Annotated in this window: 19 protein-coding genes and 1 pseudogene; 2 read left to right on the forward strand and 18 right to left on the reverse strand. The window is 27.1% G+C overall.

The features are described from left to right. Window positions 1-21: 21 nt before the first annotated feature. From atpE to RGC78_RS09610, 13 genes and pseudogenes are all read right to left on the reverse strand, one after another. Window positions 22-237 (reverse strand): ATP synthase F0 subunit C, encoded by a 216-nt coding sequence (atpE, locus tag RGC78_RS09550; RefSeq protein WP_017353571.1) that lies wholly within the window; start codon window positions 235-237, stop codon window positions 22-24. Window positions 238-269: 32 nt separating this feature from the next. Next, a complete protein-coding gene (locus RGC78_RS09555) occupies window positions 270-950 on the reverse strand; it encodes a F0F1 ATP synthase subunit A (RefSeq protein ID WP_252216342.1) in 681 nt (226 codons plus the stop codon). 1 nt (window position 951) lies between these two features. After that, complete coding sequence (locus RGC78_RS09560; RefSeq protein ID WP_252216340.1) at window positions 952-1317, reverse strand: hypothetical protein; 366 nt, start codon at window positions 1315-1317, stop codon at window positions 952-954. Window positions 1318-2300: 983 nt separating this feature from the next. Next, window positions 2301-3482, reverse strand: a complete 1182-nt coding sequence (locus RGC78_RS09565) for an acetyl-CoA C-acetyltransferase (protein ID WP_252216336.1) — start codon at window positions 3480-3482, stop codon at window positions 2301-2303. Window positions 3483-3610: 128 nt separating this feature from the next. Beyond that, entirely contained in the window at window positions 3611-4759 is a 1149-nt protein-coding gene (gene wecB / locus RGC78_RS09570; RefSeq protein ID WP_252216334.1) for a non-hydrolyzing UDP-N-acetylglucosamine 2-epimerase, read from the reverse strand. Window positions 4760-4886: 127 nt separating this feature from the next. Further along, window positions 4887-5381 carry a dCMP deaminase family protein gene (locus RGC78_RS09575; protein ID WP_252216331.1) on the reverse strand — a complete coding sequence of 165 codons (495 nt, stop codon included), beginning with the start codon at window positions 5379-5381 and terminating at the stop codon, window positions 4887-4889. A 111-nt stretch (window positions 5382-5492) separates the two neighbouring features. Then, window positions 5493-6122, reverse strand: coding sequence for a uracil phosphoribosyltransferase (upp, locus tag RGC78_RS09580; RefSeq protein ID WP_252216329.1), 630 nt, complete (start codon window positions 6120-6122; stop codon window positions 5493-5495). Between the two features lie 45 nt (window positions 6123-6167). Continuing rightward, complete coding sequence (rpiB, locus tag RGC78_RS09585) at window positions 6168-6617, reverse strand: ribose 5-phosphate isomerase B (RefSeq protein ID WP_252216325.1); 450 nt, start codon at window positions 6615-6617, stop codon at window positions 6168-6170. Window positions 6618-6740: 123 nt separating this feature from the next. Beyond that, window positions 6741-7790, reverse strand: a complete 1050-nt coding sequence (locus tag RGC78_RS09590; RefSeq protein WP_252216324.1) for an L-threonylcarbamoyladenylate synthase — start codon at window positions 7788-7790, stop codon at window positions 6741-6743. A gap of 18 nt (window positions 7791-7808) precedes the next feature. Next, window positions 7809-8396 carry a hypothetical protein gene (locus RGC78_RS09595; RefSeq protein ID WP_252216388.1) on the reverse strand — a complete coding sequence of 196 codons (588 nt, stop codon included), beginning with the start codon at window positions 8394-8396 and terminating at the stop codon, window positions 7809-7811. 81 nt (window positions 8397-8477) lie between these two features. Beyond that, window positions 8478-9560 carry a peptide chain release factor 1 gene (gene prfA / locus RGC78_RS09600; protein WP_252216321.1) on the reverse strand — a complete coding sequence of 361 codons (1083 nt, stop codon included), beginning with the start codon at window positions 9558-9560 and terminating at the stop codon, window positions 8478-8480. Between the two features lie 265 nt (window positions 9561-9825). Continuing rightward, a pseudogene (gene prmC / locus RGC78_RS09605) lies at window positions 9826-11590 on the reverse strand (peptide chain release factor N(5)-glutamine methyltransferase). Window positions 11591-11619: 29 nt separating this feature from the next. Further along, window positions 11620-12207 carry a thymidine kinase gene (locus tag RGC78_RS09610; protein WP_252216319.1) on the reverse strand — a complete coding sequence of 196 codons (588 nt, stop codon included), beginning with the start codon at window positions 12205-12207 and terminating at the stop codon, window positions 11620-11622. Between the two features lie 177 nt (window positions 12208-12384). On the opposite strand from RGC78_RS09610, the gene rpmE reads away from it, so the two are divergent. Both rpmE and RGC78_RS09620 read left to right on the forward strand, forming a co-directional pair. Continuing rightward, entirely contained in the window at window positions 12385-12594 is a 210-nt protein-coding gene (gene rpmE, locus RGC78_RS09615) for a 50S ribosomal protein L31 (RefSeq protein WP_252216317.1), read from the forward strand. A 139-nt stretch (window positions 12595-12733) separates the two neighbouring features. Next, entirely contained in the window at window positions 12734-13837 is a 1104-nt protein-coding gene (locus RGC78_RS09620; protein WP_309556540.1) for an MGDG synthase family glycosyltransferase, read from the forward strand. A 48-nt stretch (window positions 13838-13885) separates the two neighbouring features. On the opposite strand, the gene rho is transcribed toward RGC78_RS09620, so the two are convergent. The 5 genes from rho to RGC78_RS09645 form a co-directional block, all read right to left on the reverse strand. Further along, on the reverse strand, window positions 13886-15439 hold the full coding sequence (gene rho / locus RGC78_RS09625; RefSeq protein ID WP_309556541.1) for a transcription termination factor Rho: 1554 nt from the start codon (window positions 15437-15439) through the stop codon (window positions 13886-13888). Between the two features lie 381 nt (window positions 15440-15820). After that, the gene (gene pyrG / locus RGC78_RS09630; RefSeq protein WP_252216314.1) at window positions 15821-17422 is read right to left on the reverse strand and encodes a CTP synthase; all 1602 of its coding nucleotides are present in this window, start codon (window positions 17420-17422) and stop codon (window positions 15821-15823) included. A 184-nt stretch (window positions 17423-17606) separates the two neighbouring features. After that, window positions 17607-17906 (reverse strand): hypothetical protein, encoded by a 300-nt coding sequence (locus RGC78_RS09635; RefSeq protein ID WP_252216313.1) that lies wholly within the window; start codon window positions 17904-17906, stop codon window positions 17607-17609. 130 nt (window positions 17907-18036) lie between these two features. Next, window positions 18037-18459, reverse strand: a complete 423-nt coding sequence (locus tag RGC78_RS09640) for a YwiB family protein (RefSeq protein ID WP_252216311.1) — start codon at window positions 18457-18459, stop codon at window positions 18037-18039. A 64-nt stretch (window positions 18460-18523) separates the two neighbouring features. After that, window positions 18524-19516 carry a tRNA 4-thiouridine(8) synthase ThiI gene (locus RGC78_RS09645; RefSeq protein WP_252216310.1) on the reverse strand — a complete coding sequence of 331 codons (993 nt, stop codon included), beginning with the start codon at window positions 19514-19516 and terminating at the stop codon, window positions 18524-18526. Between the last annotated feature and the right edge of the window lie 30 nt (window positions 19517-19546).

Below are 19546 nucleotides of genomic sequence, written 5' to 3' on the forward strand. Positions count from 1 at the left end.
AATATAATCAACTCATAAATATTATTTTGTTAATATCATAAATGCAATTATTAATCCATAAATAGCTGTTGCTTCTGCAAGTCCAGCTCCTATGATTAATGCAGTTTGAATTTTACTTGCTGCTTCTGGTTGTCTTGCAATTGCTTCTGTAGCCCTTCCTGTAGCTATACCAATTCCAATACCTGCCCCTAATCCTGTTAATACAGCAATACCTGCTCCGATAACTGCTAAATCCATCGTAATTCCTCCTTAAAATAAATAATTTTTCACTAATGTTCTGCTGTTGTTTTAATATTAATTATAGTTAACATAGTAAATACTAGCATTTGGATTGTTCCATCAAACAAATCAAAATATCCATGGACTATTATTGGTAAACCAATTTGAGCTACCATGCCTATATGTCCTAATGCTTTGTATACTAAATCAACTAAAATTGTCGCTGCTAACATGTTACCAAAAAGTCTGAGTGCTAAAGATACAGGTAACATAACTCTTTCCATAATATTTATAGGTAACATACCTATAAATGGATGTCCAAAACCTTTTAAATATTTGCCTAAGCCATTTCTCTTAATTGCAGTAAAATTAATAACTACAAATGTTGTAATTGCAAGACCAACAGTTACACTTAAGTTTTGTGTTGGCGGTTTTATACCAACTAATCCTGTAAAATTTAATAATAGTAAGTAAATTATCAATGTACCTACATAGGGTACAAACCCTACATAACTTTCTCCCATAGTATTACTAACAAGTGAAGTTACTGTTTCATAAAACTTTTCTAATGCAGCTTGTTTCTTATCTGGCTTTTGTTTTAAATTCCTTGTTAGTAAATATGCCGTTATTGCTACAGCTAGAATTATTATCCATTGAACTATTACTTCTGGAATAATATCTACTGGGAAATCTCCAATTTTAAAGGAAAATACAACCTTACTGGGTTCCACTTTAAACACTTCCTTTCTTACTGTTTATACAGTTAAATGTTAAAAATACATAATGTGAGATAAAGCCACACATATAACAAGAAATGTATTCTACATTTTTTATAAAAGGTAATGATGCTAAAATTACAATACCTATTTTTAATGGTACACTCATAGTTATGTATTTATTTTTATTACTATATCCTAAAAAACTTCTGGTAATATACACATTTATCGTAAAGTTAATTAAAGATACTATAATACCTGCTAAATATATACTTGCATCCTTAAAAGAAAAAAGGATACTTATAATTAAAGATACTAAAAGTCCACCCCTTAAATCTAATTTAATCATATCTTTAAGAAGTTTAATCGGCTCTCTATTCATAACTCTCTCCTCTTGACTTCAATATGAGATATTATATAACCATATCAATGTTTAATAAAATACTATTTATAGTAATAAATTGCTTTTTATTCTCGTAATATGTGTTTATCTTCTATTTCCTTTGGTATATGCAGGTAAATTTCTCATTTAATCAGATTATCTTTAAAAATAAAATAATCAACATCAGTTCTTGCAATTATCAGAATATTCATTTTTTTGAATATTTTCTTTTTTTTTATGGTATCGTTTTCTGATGTTATTTTACATGAATATACAAGTTTTATTAAACTTTATTCAATTTTTTTGTTGGATTTTTTTGTAATTTTGTAAAACGTTGTCGTTTTTGTTTTTGTACTAATGAATATAAAAAATTTGCTTTATTCAATTTTTTTTTTTAATATTCATTGATAAACCCAGTTACAGGCTTATAATCACTTTATTAAGTAGTATTTATAATTATTTAATTCAATATTGTTCTTTACATCTTGCATATATTCTTATTACATATACCATTAAATAGAGCAAAATTTGAAATTTGTAGGAATTCATTCATAACTATTATATTTATGTTATGTAATTTTATTACCTTTTATTATAATAAATTATAATAATTTATTATTACTGTATAAAAAAAACTACACTTATAAATTAACTTTTTATTTGTAAATTACAATCTTTAAATCTTATTTATTAATTTAATTAAAAATTAATAACTAGAATTTTAAAATTATGATTAAAATCCTTAATCTTTCTAAGATAATATGCTTTAAAATACTTATTAAGAACCTTTCATTTAACTTTCCAGTCTCAATTTTCAACTAAACATTTACCTTAACCTAGATTTTATAAACCTTTTAAACTTTAAAAAACGGTATTCTAAAAGTTATCCACAAATTCTTTAATAATATAAATTCCTAAAGAGTAAAAAAATTGCTATGATTAATAATCATAGCAATTTTCTTAAGAGTAATTAGTACTACTAATTATAGTCTTTCAACTATAAGAGCAGTTCCCATTCCTCCACCTATACAAAGTGTTGCTAAACCTTTTTTAGCATCTCTTTTTTCCATTTCATGAAGTAATGTAACAAGAATTCTACCACCAGATGCTCCAACTGGATGTCCTAATGCGATAGCTCCTCCGTTAACATTAACTTTTTCCATATCGAATTTTAAATCTCTAGCAACTGCTAAACTTTGAGCTGCAAAAGCTTCATTAGCTTCGATTAAATCCATATCATCTATTGTTAAGTTAGCTTCTTCTAAAGCTTTCTTAGTTGCATGGAATGGTCCATATCCCATTATAGATGGATCTAATCCTTTTGATCCGTAAGAAAGTATTTTAGCTAATGGCTTAACTCCTAATTCTGCTGCTTTTTCAGCACTCATAACAACGAAAGCTGCTGCTCCATCATTTATTCCTGAAGCATTACCTGCTGTTACTGTTCCTTCTTTAATGAAGGCTGGTTTTAATTTAGCTAAAGATTCTTTAGTTGTTCCAAATCTTGGGAATTCATCAGTATCAAATACTTTTGGTTCTCCCTTTCTTTGTGGAATCATAACTGGAACTATTTCATCTTTAAATCTTCCAGTTTCAATTGCTTTTTGAGCTTTTTGTTGAGATGAAGCTGAGAAAGCATCTTGTTCTTCTCTAGTTAATCCCCATTGTTTTGCGATATTTTCAGCAGTAACACCCATATGATAGTTGTTAAATGCATCCCATAATCCATCTTTTATCATAGTATCTGTCATTTTAGCGTCGCCCATTCTTTGGCCCCATCTAGCACCTGGTAATACATATGGTGCTGCTGACATGTTTTCCATACCACCAGCAACTATAACATCAGCATCTCCTGCTTTTATCATTTGAGCTGCTAAACTAACTGCTCTTAATCCTGAACCACAAACTTTGTTGATTGTCATTGATGGAATTTCTACTGGTAATCCTGCTTTAACAGATGATTGTCTAGCTGGATTTTGTCCTAAACCAGCTTGTATAACATTACCCATTATAACTTCTTCAACAGCTTCTGGTTTAATACCAGCTCTGTTTACAGCTTCTTTAATTACAGTTGCTCCTAATTCTACTGCTGGAACAGTTTTTAATGATCCACCAAAGCTTCCAAGAGCTGTTCTTACTGCACTTACAATAACTACTTCTTTCATGTGTAAATCCTCCTAAAAATTATATATGTTTAATATCCTTATCGTTAAATTATTAACATAACATAATTATACATTTATTTTTTTTATTAATCAAGACTTTATTGTTAAATTTTAGACAAAGTTTATATTTATATTTTAAATTCTTCAACTTCTTTTTCACTTAACTCAAAATATCTCAATATAGAATCTACTATTCTAATTGAAGCAACACCATCTCCGTATGGATTTACTGCTTTACTCATACTACTATATGCATCAACATCATTTAATAATTTATTTGCTTCACTAACTATTTTTTCTACATCAGTACCAACTAGTTTAACTGTTCCATATTGTACTGCTTCTGGTCTTTCTGTAACATCTCTTAATACTAATACTGGTTTTCCTAAATGTGGTGCTTCTTCTTGTAATCCACCTGAATCAGTCATAACTAAATATGATTTATTCATTAAATTATGAGTTTCTTTAGTATCTAATGGTGGTAATAAATGAACTCTGTCTAAATTGCCTAATTTTTCAAACACTACATCTTTAACAATTGGATTCAAATGAACTAAATATACTAATTCAACATCTTCATTATTTAAAACGATTTGCTTTAATGAATCACAAATATTATTTATTCCTTCACCCCAATTTTCTCTTCTATGAGCCGTTACCATTATAACTTTTTTATTAAAATCTATTTTCTTTAATTCATCATTTTCAAATTCATAATTTTCCTCTACTGTATACTTCATAGCATCTATAACAGTGTTTCCAGTTATATAAATAATATCTTCTGAAACACCCTCTTTTAATAAATTCTCTTTAGAACTTTTTGTCGGTGCAAAATGTAAATCAGACAAGTTTCCTGTTAGCCTTCTATTCATTTCTTCAGGAAATGGGAAATATTTATTAAACGTTCTAAGTCCAGCTTCTACATGACCAACTTTTATTTGCTTATAAAATGCTGCTAATGCTCCTGCAAAAGTTGTTGTAGTATCTCCATGTACTAATATCATATCCGGCTTTTCTTGTTCAAATATTTCTTCTAATCCCTCTAATACTTTATTTGTTATTCCAGTTAAAGTTTGTCTTGTTTTCATTATATTTAAATCAAAGTCTGGTTTTATATTAAATAACTCTAAAACTTGATCCAACATTTCTCTGTGTTGAGCTGTAACGCACACCTTAGATTCTATTTCTTCTCTTTTTTTTAGCTCTTGAACTAATGGAGCCATTTTTATTGCTTCAGGTCTCGTTCCAAATATAGTTATAACTTTCTTTTTACTCATAGTATTTCCTCCAATCTGCGATAATAGATCTTACATACTTATTTTTTATATATAAAAATCTATTAATTCTTGTTAATATTTTTTGCATTATGTTTGTATATATTCTAAATTTAATCTATATAATTTTTTAATAACCAAAGTCCTCATTTATGTTTAATGAATCATCATTTTTTACCCAATCTTCTACATCTATTTTAATGTAATCTTCTTTATCCTTTCTTATAACAACATAAGAAATTCCGGCATTAATTATAAGTCTTTTACACATAGAACAAGAATTAGCATTTTCCACATATGCTCTTGTCTTAACATCTCTTCCTACTAGATATAATGTTGCTCCAATCATATCTCTTCGTGATGCACTAATTATAGCATTAGCTTCACTATGTACACTTCTACAAAGTTCATAATGTGTTCCTCTAGGGACTTGTAATTTTTCTCTTATGCAACTATTAATATCTATACAGTTCTTTCTTCCTCTTGGAGCTCCGGTATATCCTGTTGATATTATTTCATCATTTTTAACTATTATTGAGCCATAATTTCTTCTTAGGCATGTACCTCTTTCCAATACAGTTTCAGCAATATCTAAATAATAATTCTCTTTGATTGTTCTTTCCATTTTTAATTCTCCTAAAAATAACATTATTTATGTTAATTATAACAGATAAATTTAAAAGGAGTATCTTTAAAATTTTTATTTAAGATACTCCTTTTGTAATAATATAAAATATTATTTAGTTCCGAATAATCTGTCTCCGGCATCGCCTAATCCAGGAACTATATAACCTTTTTCATTTAATTTTTCATCTACAGAAGCTACATATATATCTACATCAGGATGTTTTTGTTGTACTAATTCTATTCCTTCTGGAGCTGAAATTAAACACATTAGTTTTAAATTCTTAGCCCCTTTTTCTTTTAACATAGTTAATGCATCTGCTGCTGAACCACCTGTAGCAAGCATTGGATCTACAACTATAACATCTCTTTCTTCTATATCTTTTGGAAGCTTACAAAAATATTCTACTGGTTGTAATGTTTCTTCATCTCTATATAATCCTATATGACCGATTTTAGCAGCTGGTATTAAACTAAGAACACCATCAACCATTCCAAGACCTGCTCTTAAAATAGGCACTATAGCCATTTTCTTTCCAGAAACAACTCTACATTTTGTTTTACAAACAGGAGTCTCAATTTCTACTTCATCCATATTTATATCTCTTGTTGCTTCATAAGTTAGTAACATTGAGATTTCTTTTACTAATTCCTTAAAATCCTTTGATCCTGTATCCTTACTTCTTACCATCGAAAGCTTATGTAGCACTAATGGATGATTAACTTCAATTACTTTACTCATATTTATCCCTCCAAAATTAAATGTTTAAATATATTAAATTTAATATTATTTACTGTGTTTAGCTTCTATTTCACTAATCTTATCTATTCTCTTTTGATGTCTATCACCTTCAAACTTAGATGATATAAAAGTTTTTACTATGTCTAAAGCAAGACCAGTTCCAACAACCCTTTGACCTAATGTTAATATATTTGCATTATTATGTTGTCTTGTTGCATGTGCACTAAAAGTATCTGAACATAATGCAGCTCTTATACCTGCAACCTTATTAGCAGCAATTCCTATACCTATTCCTGTACCACAAACTAATATTCCAAGTTCGAATTCCTTAGCTACAACAGCTTCTGCTACTGGTAATGCTATATCTGGATAATCGCAAGATTCTGTTGAATGTGTACCAAAATCTTTAACTTCATGTCCTTCACTTTCTAGAAATTTTATAATTTCTTGTTTTAATTCAAATCCACCATGATCGCATCCGATTGCTAATTTCATAATCAAAACCTCCATACTATAATATATCTATTCATAAAAAAAGAAGAAAAAGCAGATTATTAAACTTTATCTTCCTCTTATTTTAAGCAATAATCAAAATCTTATTTATATATTCTTGTAAAATTATACTTCTATAATATCAAATCCAGCGGCTTTATTTAGTCTATTCATAATAGCTATTCCTACACCTTTTTCTTCATAAGCCTCTGCTAATATTACATCTGCACCTAAATCATCGCATTTTCTTAATGATTCAAATAAATTTTGTGCAACCATAAGTAAATTTTCTCTACTGCCTAGTACTACTTTGATTCCTTTATTATATTCTTTTTCATTTTCTTGTATTGTAAGTATACACACCTTTTTATTATTATCTATATAATAATCTACCATTTCTTTCATTTTTTCAATAGTTTTTTTTCTTTCACCTGAAATTATCTTAACTTTAGCTTTAGGTGCATAGTGTCTATATTTCATTCCTGGTGCTTTTGGTTTTAAATCACCAGTACTCTTTTTCATTATAGCTCCATCTATTTCTATTTTATTATCTATCTGTTTTAACATTTCTAAAGTTATTCCACCTGGTCTTAATACTAATGGTGGATTAACTGTACAATCTAATATTGTTGATTCTAATCCTATATCACTTTTATTTCCACCGACTATACAGTCTACTCTACCTGACAAATCTTCTATGCATCTTTCTACATCTGTCGGGCTAGGTCTTCCACTTATATTAGCAGATGGTGCTGCAATAACCGTATTAGACATCTCTATTAATTTTAATGCTATTTCATTATTAGGCATTCTTATTCCTATAGTATCTAAATTTGCACTAGTCATATTAGGAATTATAGACTTCTTCTTTAAAATTAATGTTAATGGACCTGGCCAATATTTGTCTATTAATTTTTGAGCTATTTCTGGTATATCTTCAACTAAATTTTCTATATTTTTTGATGCAACATGAACAATTAAAGGATTATCTTGAGGTCTTCCTTTAGCTATAAAAATTTTTTTAACAGCATCTTCATTTAACGCATCAGAACCTAATCCATATACAGTTTCTGTTGGAAAAGCAACTATGCCACCATTTTTTATTATTTGTGCTGCTTCTTTCATTTTTTCTTCATCATCAATAATATTATTAATTTTTATAATATTGGTATTCAAAATATGTGCCTTCTTTCTTTAAACTATTGTTTGTCCTCGTGCAATCTTTATATTTTGTATACTATAATCAGTATATATAGCTTTAACACAATTTCTATATATGCAGTCTAATAATAAATACTTCTTTAATCCGCCTTTTCTTACTATTTGAAAATAATAGGTTTTATTTGGATTTTTCTCCTGTATCTTATCATATTCCTTTTTTATTTTAGGATGTCTTTTAAGAAAATTAGCATCTACAGTTCTCAATAGACTATTTTTAAATGAGACACTTGTAATAATAATTATTTCCATATCATAATCCGATTTATTAGTATGTACTAAAACAACTTTGTCACATAATATTAACGATGTTGTTGTTAATATTCCTGTTTTAAACGTTAGACGATTATTATTACATCTGTATTCTACCTTATATCCATTTAATTTAATAAGTATAGAAATTACTATTAAAAATTCAATAAAGGTTAAATATATTAAATAAAATACATTTAAAAGATTAGTTATTAATAAAACTGCCGGTAGTGTAGTTGCTAATATTATCATAAATATTATAAATCTTTTTAAAGATGATTTTTCTTTCTTTATAGCAGTATAAATATCTATAACATCACCCCCTATTATTTAAAAGCCTCACATTCTAAAATGTAAGGCTATTAAATAATGTCTGACATTTAAAGCAATGTCTTACATTTCACTATTTCCCATTTTTTGCATTTTTTCTGCTTGATCTGCAGTTATTAATGCATTTATCATTTCTTGAACATCCCCATCTAAGAATGAATCTAATTTATATAATGTTAATCCTATTCTATGGTCAGTAATTCTTCCTTGTGGATAGTTATATGTTCTTATTCTTTCACTTCTATCACCAGTTCCTACTTGGCTCTTTCTATCTGCAGCTATTCCATCTGCTCTTTCTTGTTCTGCTTTTTCAAATAATCTTGATCTAAGAACTTTCATAGCTTTTTCTTTGTTTTTTAATTGAGATTTTTCATCTTGACATGATACAACAAGACCACTAGGTAAATGTGTTATTCTTACAGCTGAGTCTGTAGTATTAACGCATTGTCCACCATGACCAGAAGCTCTAAATACATCTATTCTAACATCTTTGTCTGCTATTTCTATTTCAACATCATCAACTTCTGGTAATACTGCTACTGTTACAGTTGAAGTATGTATTCTTCCACTAGATTCTGTATCTGGAACTCTTTGAACTCTATGTACTCCACTTTCATACTTTAATTTTGAGTATGCTCCATTTCCTTTAATCATAAAGACAACTTCTTTAAAACCACCAATATCAGTTTCATTTAAACTCATTATTTCTGTAGACCATCTTTGTCTTTCAGCGTATCTTGTATACATTCTAAATAAATTGTATGCAAATAAAGCAGCTTCTTCTCCACCTGCTCCACCTCTTATTTCAACAAAAACGTTCTTATCGTCATTTGGATCTTTAGGAAGTAATAATATTTGAATTTCTTTTTCTAATTCTACTTCTCTTTGAGATAAAGATGATATTTCTTCATTAAGCATTTCTTTCATTTCTTTATCGCTTTCTTCGTTTAGCATATCTTTATTAACTTCTAAATCTTCAATTACTTGTTTGTATTCTTTATATGCATTAACAATGATTTCTAGGTCAGATTGTTCTTTGCATAATTTTCTCCATTCATTTTGATTTTGCATAATTGATGGATCACTAATTTTAACTGATAGTTCATCATACTTATTTTCTATAAAGGCTAATTTATCTAATAACATTTAATCACTCCGTAATTCATTTTTACACATATCATATATAAAATATTTTTAATAATATATTTTAATTTCACTTCAAAAATTTCGTTAAATATGGTCTTATTAAATGAAATATTATTTCCTTAAATTCAAGACCACTTAGTATTATAGCATATTTTTAAACTCTTAATCAATAATCAGGTATATATAGAATGTATTCTTTAGTTAATTAAATTTATTATACCCTCTTATATAAAAATAAATTTATAATAATTTTACATTTAAGTTCTTATTTATAATATTTTCCTAGTACTACTCTATCTAATCCTGCTAAATCTTTTATTATTTTTACTTCAATAAAATTCTTTTCTTCCATTAATCCTTTTACATCAGTACCTTGATTATAACCTATTTCAAATGCTAATATTCCGCTTTTATTTAAAACACTTATACTTTCATTTATTATTCTTTTATAAAAATCTAATCCATCTTTTCCACCACTCAAAGCTGTGTGTGGTTCATAATTTTTAACATCTTCCATTAAATCATTTATTTCGCATTCTTCTATATATGGGGGATTACAAACTATAATATCATATATCTTTGCTTCATTTATGCTTTTATTCAGTAGGTCACTCTTTATAAAACTTGCTCTATCTGAAACATTAAATTTTTCTATATTAATTAATGTAACTTTTTCTGGACTTTCATAATAATCAATTAAATCTACATTAATATCTTTTCTTAAATTAGCTAAAGCTACTCCTATCGCACCTGAACCACAGCATAAATCACATATATTTTTGCTATTATTTTCATCTATATATTTTAAAACTTCCTCAACCAATATTTCTGTATCTGCTCTTGGAATAAGTACTCCTGGTTCTACATAAAAATTCATATTCATAAATTCACATTCATTTAATATATATTTAACTGGCATTTTTTCTTTTCTCTTATTAACAAGTTCCATATATATTTTTTCATTTGTTTCATCTATTTTTTCTTCTCTATGCGTTATTAAATATATCTTTTCTTTATTTAATACTTTACCTAATAATAATTCTGCATCTAATCTTGAAGTACTAATTCCACATTCCTTCAAAATAGCAGTTCCTACATTTAATAACTCACCTATATTTTTATTATTCATCATCTTCAATACCTTCCGCTGCTTTAAGTGATGCAATTGCAACTTCTATCTGAGAATCATCTGGCTCCTTTGTAGTTAAGTATTGTAATTTTAATCCTGGCCATGCAATTGCTTTTGCCAAAGAATTGTTATTCTTTCCTAACCATTTTATCAATTCATAAGTAATACCTGTAATTACAGGTATTAATACAATTCTTAATATCAATCTTTCGGTGATACTTCCCCATCCTGTAAAAGAAAATACAATTATACTAACAAACATTATTAAAAATAAAAAATTTGTTCCACATCTAGGATGAAATCTACTACACTTTTTAACATTTTCCACAGTTAACTTATCCTCATGTTCATAACAAAATATAGTTTTATGCTCTGCTCCATGATATTCTAGAACTCTATATATATCGTCTAATTTACTTATAATAAACATATAGCCTATAAGTATAATTATTCTAATAATAGCTTCTATAAAATTTAACAAAACATGAGATATAGTAAAATTTTTAAACAAAGCTGCTATACTAGTTGGCAATAATACAAAAAGAGCTATAGATATCATAAATGAAAATATTAAAGTCATAGCCATGATTAAATCATTTGATTTATCTCCTAATTTTTTATTAATCCATTTTTCAAATTTTGAAGGTTCCTCATCTTCATCAAAAAACGATGCAGAGTAATTTAATGAATTCATTCCAACTTTTAATGAATCAATTAATACAAAAAAACCTCTTAAAAAAGGAATATTTAAAAATTTATATTTTTTAGTTATTGATTCTGTTTTATCCATCTTTATTTCTATATTTCCTCTTGAAGTTCTAACAGCTGTAGCTAAACCTCTGGTACCTCTCATCATGACACCTTCAATAACTGCTTGACCTCCGACATCGCATCTTTTCATATCTCTTCTCCCCAATTATCATTTATTTTTCAATTAATCTTTTTATATTTGTAATAACATTCACCACATAAAGATTCATAATGAACATCATTTTCTTCATCTATTGCCACTTGTTGTCCTTGAAATACAAATTTATCATTAATTTTTCTACCATTTAATATAGCTTTTTTTCCACACGCACATATTGTCTTCATTTCTTCAATGCTATGTGCTAATAATAATAATCTTGTACTACCTTCAAATCCATTCATTTTAAAATCCGTTCTTAATCCATAACATATAATAGGAATATCTAATGTAACAGCAATCTTAAATAACTGATCTATTTGATTTGATTTCATAAATTGTACTTCGTCAACTAATAGACAATCAATTTTTGATTTTTGATTTATATATTCTGATACTAAATCAAAAATATTATCTTTTTCTGAAATCATAATATCTACTTTTTTTTCCACACCAAGTCTAGATACTATTTTATCTCCACCTTTATTATCAACAGATGGCTTTATAATAACTACATTCATTCCCCGTTCTTCATAATTATACGCCACTTGCATTAAATGAGTAGATTTTCCAGAATTCATTGCTCCATACCTAAAATATAATTTGCTCATGCTTAAATACTCCTCTTCTTTTAATTATCTTAATCGATTATAACATTTAATACATATGTAAAAAAGAGCTTTTTACTACCATAAATTTGTATTGACCGTCATATTACGCTATGATATAATTTAATAGCTATTTAATAATAGTAATAATAAGTTAACTTATTGGAAGAGGTGAAAAATATGAAACAAGGCATACATCCAGAATACCACACAGACGCAGTGGTTAAGTGTGCATGTGGAAACACTTTTACAACTGGTTCTGTTAAAGAAGAACTTAAAGTTGAAATATGCTCTAAATGCCACCCATTCTTCACTGGTAAGCAAAAGATCGTTGACGTTGGCGGTAGAGTTGAAAAATTCAACAAAAGATTCAATCTTGATACTAAATAGAACGTTGAGGGAAAGACTTAGTCTTTCCCATTTTCTTTTTATGCATATATAATTAAAAGCTCTATAAAATAATATTTAAAAATTATGTTAAACATGATAAACTACTTGTATGTAATTTAGTAGAAATGAGTGGAATTTAATGAAAAAAGTTTTAATTTTAACAACTTCTACGGGGCAAGGTCATAATCAAGCTGCTGATTCTATATCAGCAACATTTAAAAGCTCTGGATATGAAACTGTTAAATATGATTTCTTATATAAAGGTAGTAAATTTTTAAGTGATTTAATTGTAAAAGGATATGAAATTCTAGCTTGTAAGCTTCCATATTTTTATGGATTATTTTATAAGTTAACAGACACCAAATTTACTAATAAATTATTAAAAATAGTTTTTTTCTTTACTAAAAAGAAGTTATTTAAATTAATAAATGATACTAAACCAGACATAATAGTGGCTACTCATGCATTATCTATAAATATAGTAACAGCATTTAAAAAACAAGGATTGAATATTCCTTATATATTAATAGTTACAGATTTTAAGGCACACTATACTTATATAAGTGATTCTGTAGATGCTTATATTACTGGAAGCAACTACACAAAACACTCTTTAATAAATAAAGGAATAAATCCAGATATAATATATCCTATTGGTATTCCTATTAAGAAGATTTTTTATAATAAAAATAATTCTCTTAAAAATTTAAATGATGAATATTTTAATTTATTATTAATGAGCGGAAGTCTTGGATTAAATACAATTTCATTAGTTTTAAAAGAATTATTAAAAAATCCTCATAAATTAAGAATAACAGTAGTTTGTGGAAAAAATAAAAAATTAGAAAAATCATTATATGATTATTGTTCTAATAATTCTTATAACAATAAAAAACTACATATTTTAGGATTTACAAAAGATATTCCTACATTAATGGATTATTGCGATATAATAATTTCAAAACCTGGCGGATTAACCGTAACTGAATCTATTGTGAAAAATATTCCTTTAATAATTCCTTTTGCAATTCCTGGTCAAGAGATGGAAAATACAGATTTTTTAGTTAAATCCGGTTACTCTCTTTACGTAAAAGATTTAACTCAATTAAATAATACTGTAAATCATTTAATTGATAATCCTATAGAATTGCAAAATTTAAAAAATAAATTAATGCTACAGTCATCTAACTATAGTGTAGATGAAATTGTAAATATAGCTGAAAATTTAACAAATAAAAAATAAGTAGAATTTTAAAACTTCTACTTATTTTTTTACTTAATACATTATTTTTTATCTGTTATTCTGCTTTCTTTTTTCAAACTCTACTTTCTTAAATACATTTATAAACTCTTTATTATCTGCAGTTTTAGATAACATACCTATAAGATTTTCTGTTACATCTTCTATGTTTCCATCTCTATACATAACTTTTCTTATTGTATATGCTACTTCTTGTTCTTCTTTAGAGAATATTAGATCTTCTTTTCTAGTTCCTGATTTATAAATATCAATTGCAGGGAATATTCTTCTCTCTTGTAATTTTCTATCAAGATGAACTTCCATATTTCCTGTTCCCTTGAATTCTTCAAATATCATATCATCCATTCTAGATCCTGTATCTACAAGAGCTGTTGCTAAAATGGTTAAACTTCCACCCTCTTCAATATTTCTTGCAGCTCCAAAGAACTTTTTAGGCATTATTAATGCTCCTGGATCTAATCCACCTGATAAAGTTCTGCCTGTTGGTGTTATAGTTAGGTTGTACGCTCTTGATAATCTAGTTATACTATCCATAAGTATCACAACATCTTTACCTTGTTCAACCATTCTTTTAGCTCTTTCTAATACTATTCTTGACACTTTAGCATGATTTTGAGGCTCTTCATCAAATGTTGAATATATTACTTCTCCATTTATAGATCTCTTCATATCTGTAACTTCTTCCGGTCTTTCATCGATAAGAAGAACTATTAGCTTTATATCAGGATAATTTGTAGATATATTTTGTGCTACTTTTTTTAATAAAGTTGTTTTTCCCGCTTTAGGTGGGGCCACTATAATTCCTCTTTGCCCTTTACCTATAGGGCAGATTATATCCATAAGCCTTGATGATAAATCCTTTTCATCAGAAGTCTCAAGTCTTAATCTTTCTTTAGGGTAAATTGGTGTTAATGTTTCAAAATATTTTCTTCCTATTGCCTTTTCAGGATGTTCACCATTTACCTTTTCAACAAATAAAAGAGCTTTAAATTTTTCTCCTTCTTTTGCTTCTCTTACTTTACCTTGTACTTCATCACCTGTTCTTAAATTAAATCTTCTAATTTGAGAAGGTGAAACATAAATATCTTCACTACTAGTTAAATAATTTTTACATCTTAAAAAACCAAAATTATTATTTTCTAGTATCTCTAAAATCCCCTTAGCACTGTTAGATTCGCTTATCATGTTATTTAATTTTTCTTGTTTTAATGCTGGATTTTCCTCATTACTTTTGATACCAGTCTTATTATCTGTATTATTATTAAAACTATTACTATTATTATTAAAATTACTATTATTACTACTATTATTTGAAGCATTATTAGTAAAAGTAGTGTTATTATTAGTAAAAGTAGTGTTATTATTAGTAACATTATTACTAATAAACTTATTATCATTTCTTACTTTTGAAGATATTTTTTCTCTTAAAATAACACCTTCTTTTTCTACTGTATTAGGTGATTTTTTTAATATTTCATCTATCAGTTCATTCTTTTTATATTTTGATATATTCTTTATTTCTAATTTTTTTGCAACATCCTTTAATTCAACTAAAGTCATGCTTTCATATACTTGCTTTGTCAAGCCAGCACCTCCAATTTTAAATTAACAAATAAATTATTGCGATAAAAATCATAATAATTTTATTCATTAGCTTCTTATAAACTAATTTAAATTTCTCATTAATAAAAATGCATACTTAAAATTTTATTATTTATATTTCAATTAACATCAGCTTAGGGAATTCTTTTAAGATTCTAAATCAAGATATGTATAAAATAACACTTTTAAATTCTCTTATAACTTATTATATCCAAATAAATATTGCATTAAACATATTTATATCGCATTTATATATTTAAAGTATTACTAATATTATAATTACTTTTAAGATATTAGTAAATATATAATTATTTTAACATAAAAAAGAGTTTTCTTTTTCAAAAAAGAAAACTCTTTTTTATCTTATCTTTGCTTTATAGCTGCTTCAATAAATCCTGTAAATAAAGGATGTGGTTTATTAGGTCTAGATTTTAATTCCGGATGAAATTGTACAGCTACATACCATGGGTGATTTGTAACTTCAACAATTTCAACTAATCTTCCATCAGGACTAGTTCCAGCTATTTTCATTCCTGATTCAGATATTTGTTGTCTAAATTTATTATTAAATTCATATCTATGTCTATGTCTTTCACTTATAAGTTCAGAATTATAAACTTTATATGAATTACTTTCTATATCTAATTTACAAGGATATTGACCTAATCTCATAGTTCCACCAAGATTTTCAATATCTTTTTGATCATTCATAAGATCTATTACTGGATATTTAGTACATGGATTTATTTCTGAACTATTTGCTCCATCATATCCTAACACATTTCTAGCGTATTCTATAACAGCACATTGCATTCCTAAACAGATTCCAAGAAAAGGTATATTATTTTCTCTAGCATATTTTATAGCTGATATTTTACCTTCTATTCCTCTATCACCAAATCCACCTGGAACTAATATTCCGTCAACACCGCCTAAAACTGCACTTACATCTCCTTGTTCTAGTTCTTCTGCATTAACCCATCTAATTTCTACTTTTGTATTATTCGCATATCCACCATGATTTAATGATTCAACTACTGATATGTATGCATCATGTAATTCTACATATTTACCAACTAATGCAATTTCTATTTTTTCTTTAAGACCTTTAATCTTTTCAACCATTTTAGTCCATTCATAATTGTCTATGTCTCTACATCCTAAATGAAGTTTTTCACAAACTAAATTATCTAATCCTTCTTCATGTAACATTAATGGTACTTCATAAAGATTATCCGCATCTAAGTTTTGAATCACTGAATTTCCATCTATATTACAAAATAATCCTATTTTAGCTTTTATATCATCACTAAGTTCTTTTTCTGTTCTGCAAACTATAATATCAGGTTGTATACCTATAGTTCTCAATTCTTTTACTGAATGTTGAGTAGGTTTTGTTTTTAATTCTCCAGCTTTTCCCAAGTATGGTACTAATGTAACATGAATATAACAAACATTTTCGGCTCCTACTTCACTCTTTATTTGTCTAATAGATTCCAAGAATGGTTGGGATTCAATATCTCCAACTGTTCCGCCTATTTCTGTAATTACTACATCTATGTTTCTTTCTTTTGCTACTTGATATACTTTATCTTTTATAGCATTTGTTATATGAGGAATAACTTGAACTGTTCCACCTAAGTATTCTCCTCTTCTTTCTTTTTCTATAACAGAACTATATATCTTACCAGTTGTAACATTTGAATTTTGAGTTAAACTTTCATCAACGAATCTTTCATAATGACCTAAATCTAAGTCTGTTTCTGCTCCATCATCTGTTACGAAAACTTCCCCATGTTGGTAAGGACTCATTGTTCCTGGGTCTACATTTAAATATGGATCAAATTTTTGAATTGATATATTTAGACCTCTGTTTTTTAATAATCTACCTAATGATGCAGCTGTTATTCCTTTACCTAATGCAGATACAACTCCACCTGTAACAAAAACGTATTTAGTGCTCATATTTATCCTCCCTATGAGAAATTTATTATTTTTTCATTTTTCCTATTGATTATATAATTAATTAGTGATATAATTGAAATTACCCCACTAATTACATAATGGGGTTATTTGTGCTGTAATAATTGCATTGCAACAACATAGATATTATAATAACACACAATTAAATTCATGACTAGACTTTTTTTTATATTTTTTCTATTCTATCTATATTGTCTTGAATTTCAAAATATTTTTTTCTAAAATCTCTATTAATCAATAACTTTTCCTCAGCTGACTTCAAATTATTATTAACACTTTGGGAGGATTTTACTCTTAATATCTCTTTAGCATTTTCTTGTTCTAAGCAACTGTAATTTTTCAAAAGCAATAATAATAAGTATTTATTTTCTCTTTCTTTTAATAATTCTATTAAGTCTTGTTCTCCAATACCGTAGTATTCACAAAGTCCATTAAGTATATTTATATATTTCATTTTACTTATCACAAATATCACCTCCTTATTTAAATTGTTTCCATAAATTTCATATTAATTCAATATATAGATTTTAAAACAATAAAAAATAAAAAAGATAACCCTTGTATAGATTATCTTTTTTTATAAAAACATTTAATATTTATTTATCATTTACCTTTATATCAACTACCAAATTAGTATTCATAGCTACTTGACCTTCTATCCCCATAGAATACTTAACATCAATAGTTCCACCATTTTCATTCACATCTATATCTAAATTTTTAGTATCTACATTCAATTTAAGAATTCCATATGGTGTTTTATATAAAGATGTTGATTTCATTCTTTTTTTAAAGTCCATCTTAGTTGTAGTTGATCCTTTTCTTTCTAATATGAATGAATTATCTCTAATAAAAATTATTGTTTTGGTTCCTTCCATTCCTGATATCTCAGTTTCATCATATTCAACTCTAAATTCATTATCATCTATATAAAATTCGCCAGGTGATATAACTTCTATTAGCTTATTATCATCCATAGAAGCATTGCTTTTAACCGTTATAATAGCCTTCTTTTTCATACTCGTCTCCCTCTTAATATGATATGATATTCAATCATACTATTATGTAAATAACTTTATATTATTATTTGTTTAAATTATAATCTTCTAATTCTTTTTGAGTAACAGAATCTACATTTTTAAATTTATTAAATTCAGTAGATACATTTCCATATTTAACTTCTACAGATTTTTCATCTTTTCCTTTACTATATCTAACTGCAAATCTACAAGCCAAAGTCAAATCTTCTTCCGTTGGATTATTACCTTCTGGAATTATAACCATTGCACCATTAAATTTAGATGTAAGAAATACTAAATCTTCTTTTATTAATAATTTCTTAAACTCTTCCCCTTCCTCTGCTGTTCTAGAAACTATAATTTTAACATTATTAGGAGTAACAAAATGTCTTCCATATTTTAAAAGATTAATTTCTCTTTGTGTAACATCAAATTTTCTATTTACTAATTCTCTAAGTCTAATAGAATAATTAGGTTCTGTTAATTTACATCCACCTGCTGGTGATGGATAATCCTTTATACCCCAACTTTCAGCTAATTCCATTTGAATAGCTCTACTTCTACCAGATATTTTTAGTAATTTTTCTCTATCTACTAAACCATCAATTTCCATTTGAGTAGGATTTAAATTTTGAGCACATAAAGGACGTAGTATTTTATCTGAATACCCAGATTCTTTCTTTACTATATTCAGAGCTTGTCTATTTTGAGACATTGGGCGCTGATTTAAAACTTCACCTGTAATTATGAAGTCAGCATTAAACTTTTCTAATAACTTTCCTGAATAATTCATCATCATTGAGTGACAATCAATACATGGGTTCATATTTTTTCCCCAACCATGTTTAGGATTTCGTACCAAATCAAAATGCTCTTCTGAAAAATCTATAACTTCTAGCTTTATACCTATTTGCTCTGTCATTCTCTTCGCATTTTCTTCATTAAAGAAATATGATTTAAAACAAATCCCTATAACTTCTATACCTTGTTCTTTTATTAACTTTGCTGCTAATATGCTATCAAGTCCTCCTGATATCATAGCTAATGCTTTTGCCATATATTAATCCTCCTATTTATAAAGTAATGT

Origin of the sequence: Clostridium aquiflavi, from assembly GCF_031344075.1 — a bacterium.
GTDB lineage: Bacteria > Bacillota > Clostridia > Clostridiales > Clostridiaceae > Clostridium > Clostridium aquiflavi.

What these genes read in the sequence shown, in the direction of transcription:
- atpE (WP_017353571.1), bottom strand. Translation starts at nt 237, where the DNA reads ATGGATTTAGCAGTTATCGGAGCAGGTATTGCTGTATTAACAGGATTA.
- RGC78_RS09560 (WP_252216340.1), bottom strand. Translation starts at nt 1,317, where the DNA reads ATGAATAGAGAGCCGATTAAACTTCTTAAAGATATGATTAAATTAGAT.
- RGC78_RS09565 (WP_252216336.1), bottom strand. Translation starts at nt 3,482, where the DNA reads ATGAAAGAAGTAGTTATTGTAAGTGCAGTAAGAACAGCTCTTGGAAGC.
- wecB (WP_252216334.1), bottom strand. Translation starts at nt 4,759, where the DNA reads ATGAGTAAAAAGAAAGTTATAACTATATTTGGAACGAGACCTGAAGCA.
- RGC78_RS09575 (WP_252216331.1), bottom strand. Translation starts at nt 5,381, where the DNA reads ATGGAAAGAACAATCAAAGAGAATTATTATTTAGATATTGCTGAAACT.
- upp (WP_252216329.1), bottom strand. Translation starts at nt 6,122, where the DNA reads ATGAGTAAAGTAATTGAAGTTAATCATCCATTAGTGCTACATAAGCTT.
- rpiB (WP_252216325.1), bottom strand. Translation starts at nt 6,617, where the DNA reads ATGAAATTAGCAATCGGATGCGATCATGGTGGATTTGAATTAAAACAA.
- prfA (WP_252216321.1), bottom strand. Translation starts at nt 9,560, where the DNA reads ATGTTATTAGATAAATTAGCCTTTATAGAAAATAAGTATGATGAACTA.
- RGC78_RS09610 (WP_252216319.1), bottom strand. Translation starts at nt 12,207, where the DNA reads ATGAGCAAATTATATTTTAGGTATGGAGCAATGAATTCTGGAAAATCT.
- rpmE (WP_252216317.1), top strand. Translation starts at nt 12,385, where the DNA reads ATGAAACAAGGCATACATCCAGAATACCACACAGACGCAGTGGTTAAG.
- RGC78_RS09620 (WP_309556540.1), top strand. Translation starts at nt 12,734, where the DNA reads ATGAAAAAAGTTTTAATTTTAACAACTTCTACGGGGCAAGGTCATAAT.
- pyrG (WP_252216314.1), bottom strand. Translation starts at nt 17,422, where the DNA reads ATGAGCACTAAATACGTTTTTGTTACAGGTGGAGTTGTATCTGCATTA.
- RGC78_RS09640 (WP_252216311.1), bottom strand. Translation starts at nt 18,459, where the DNA reads ATGAAAAAGAAGGCTATTATAACGGTTAAAAGCAATGCTTCTATGGAT.
- RGC78_RS09645 (WP_252216310.1), bottom strand. Translation starts at nt 19,516, where the DNA reads ATGGCAAAAGCATTAGCTATGATATCAGGAGGACTTGATAGCATATTA.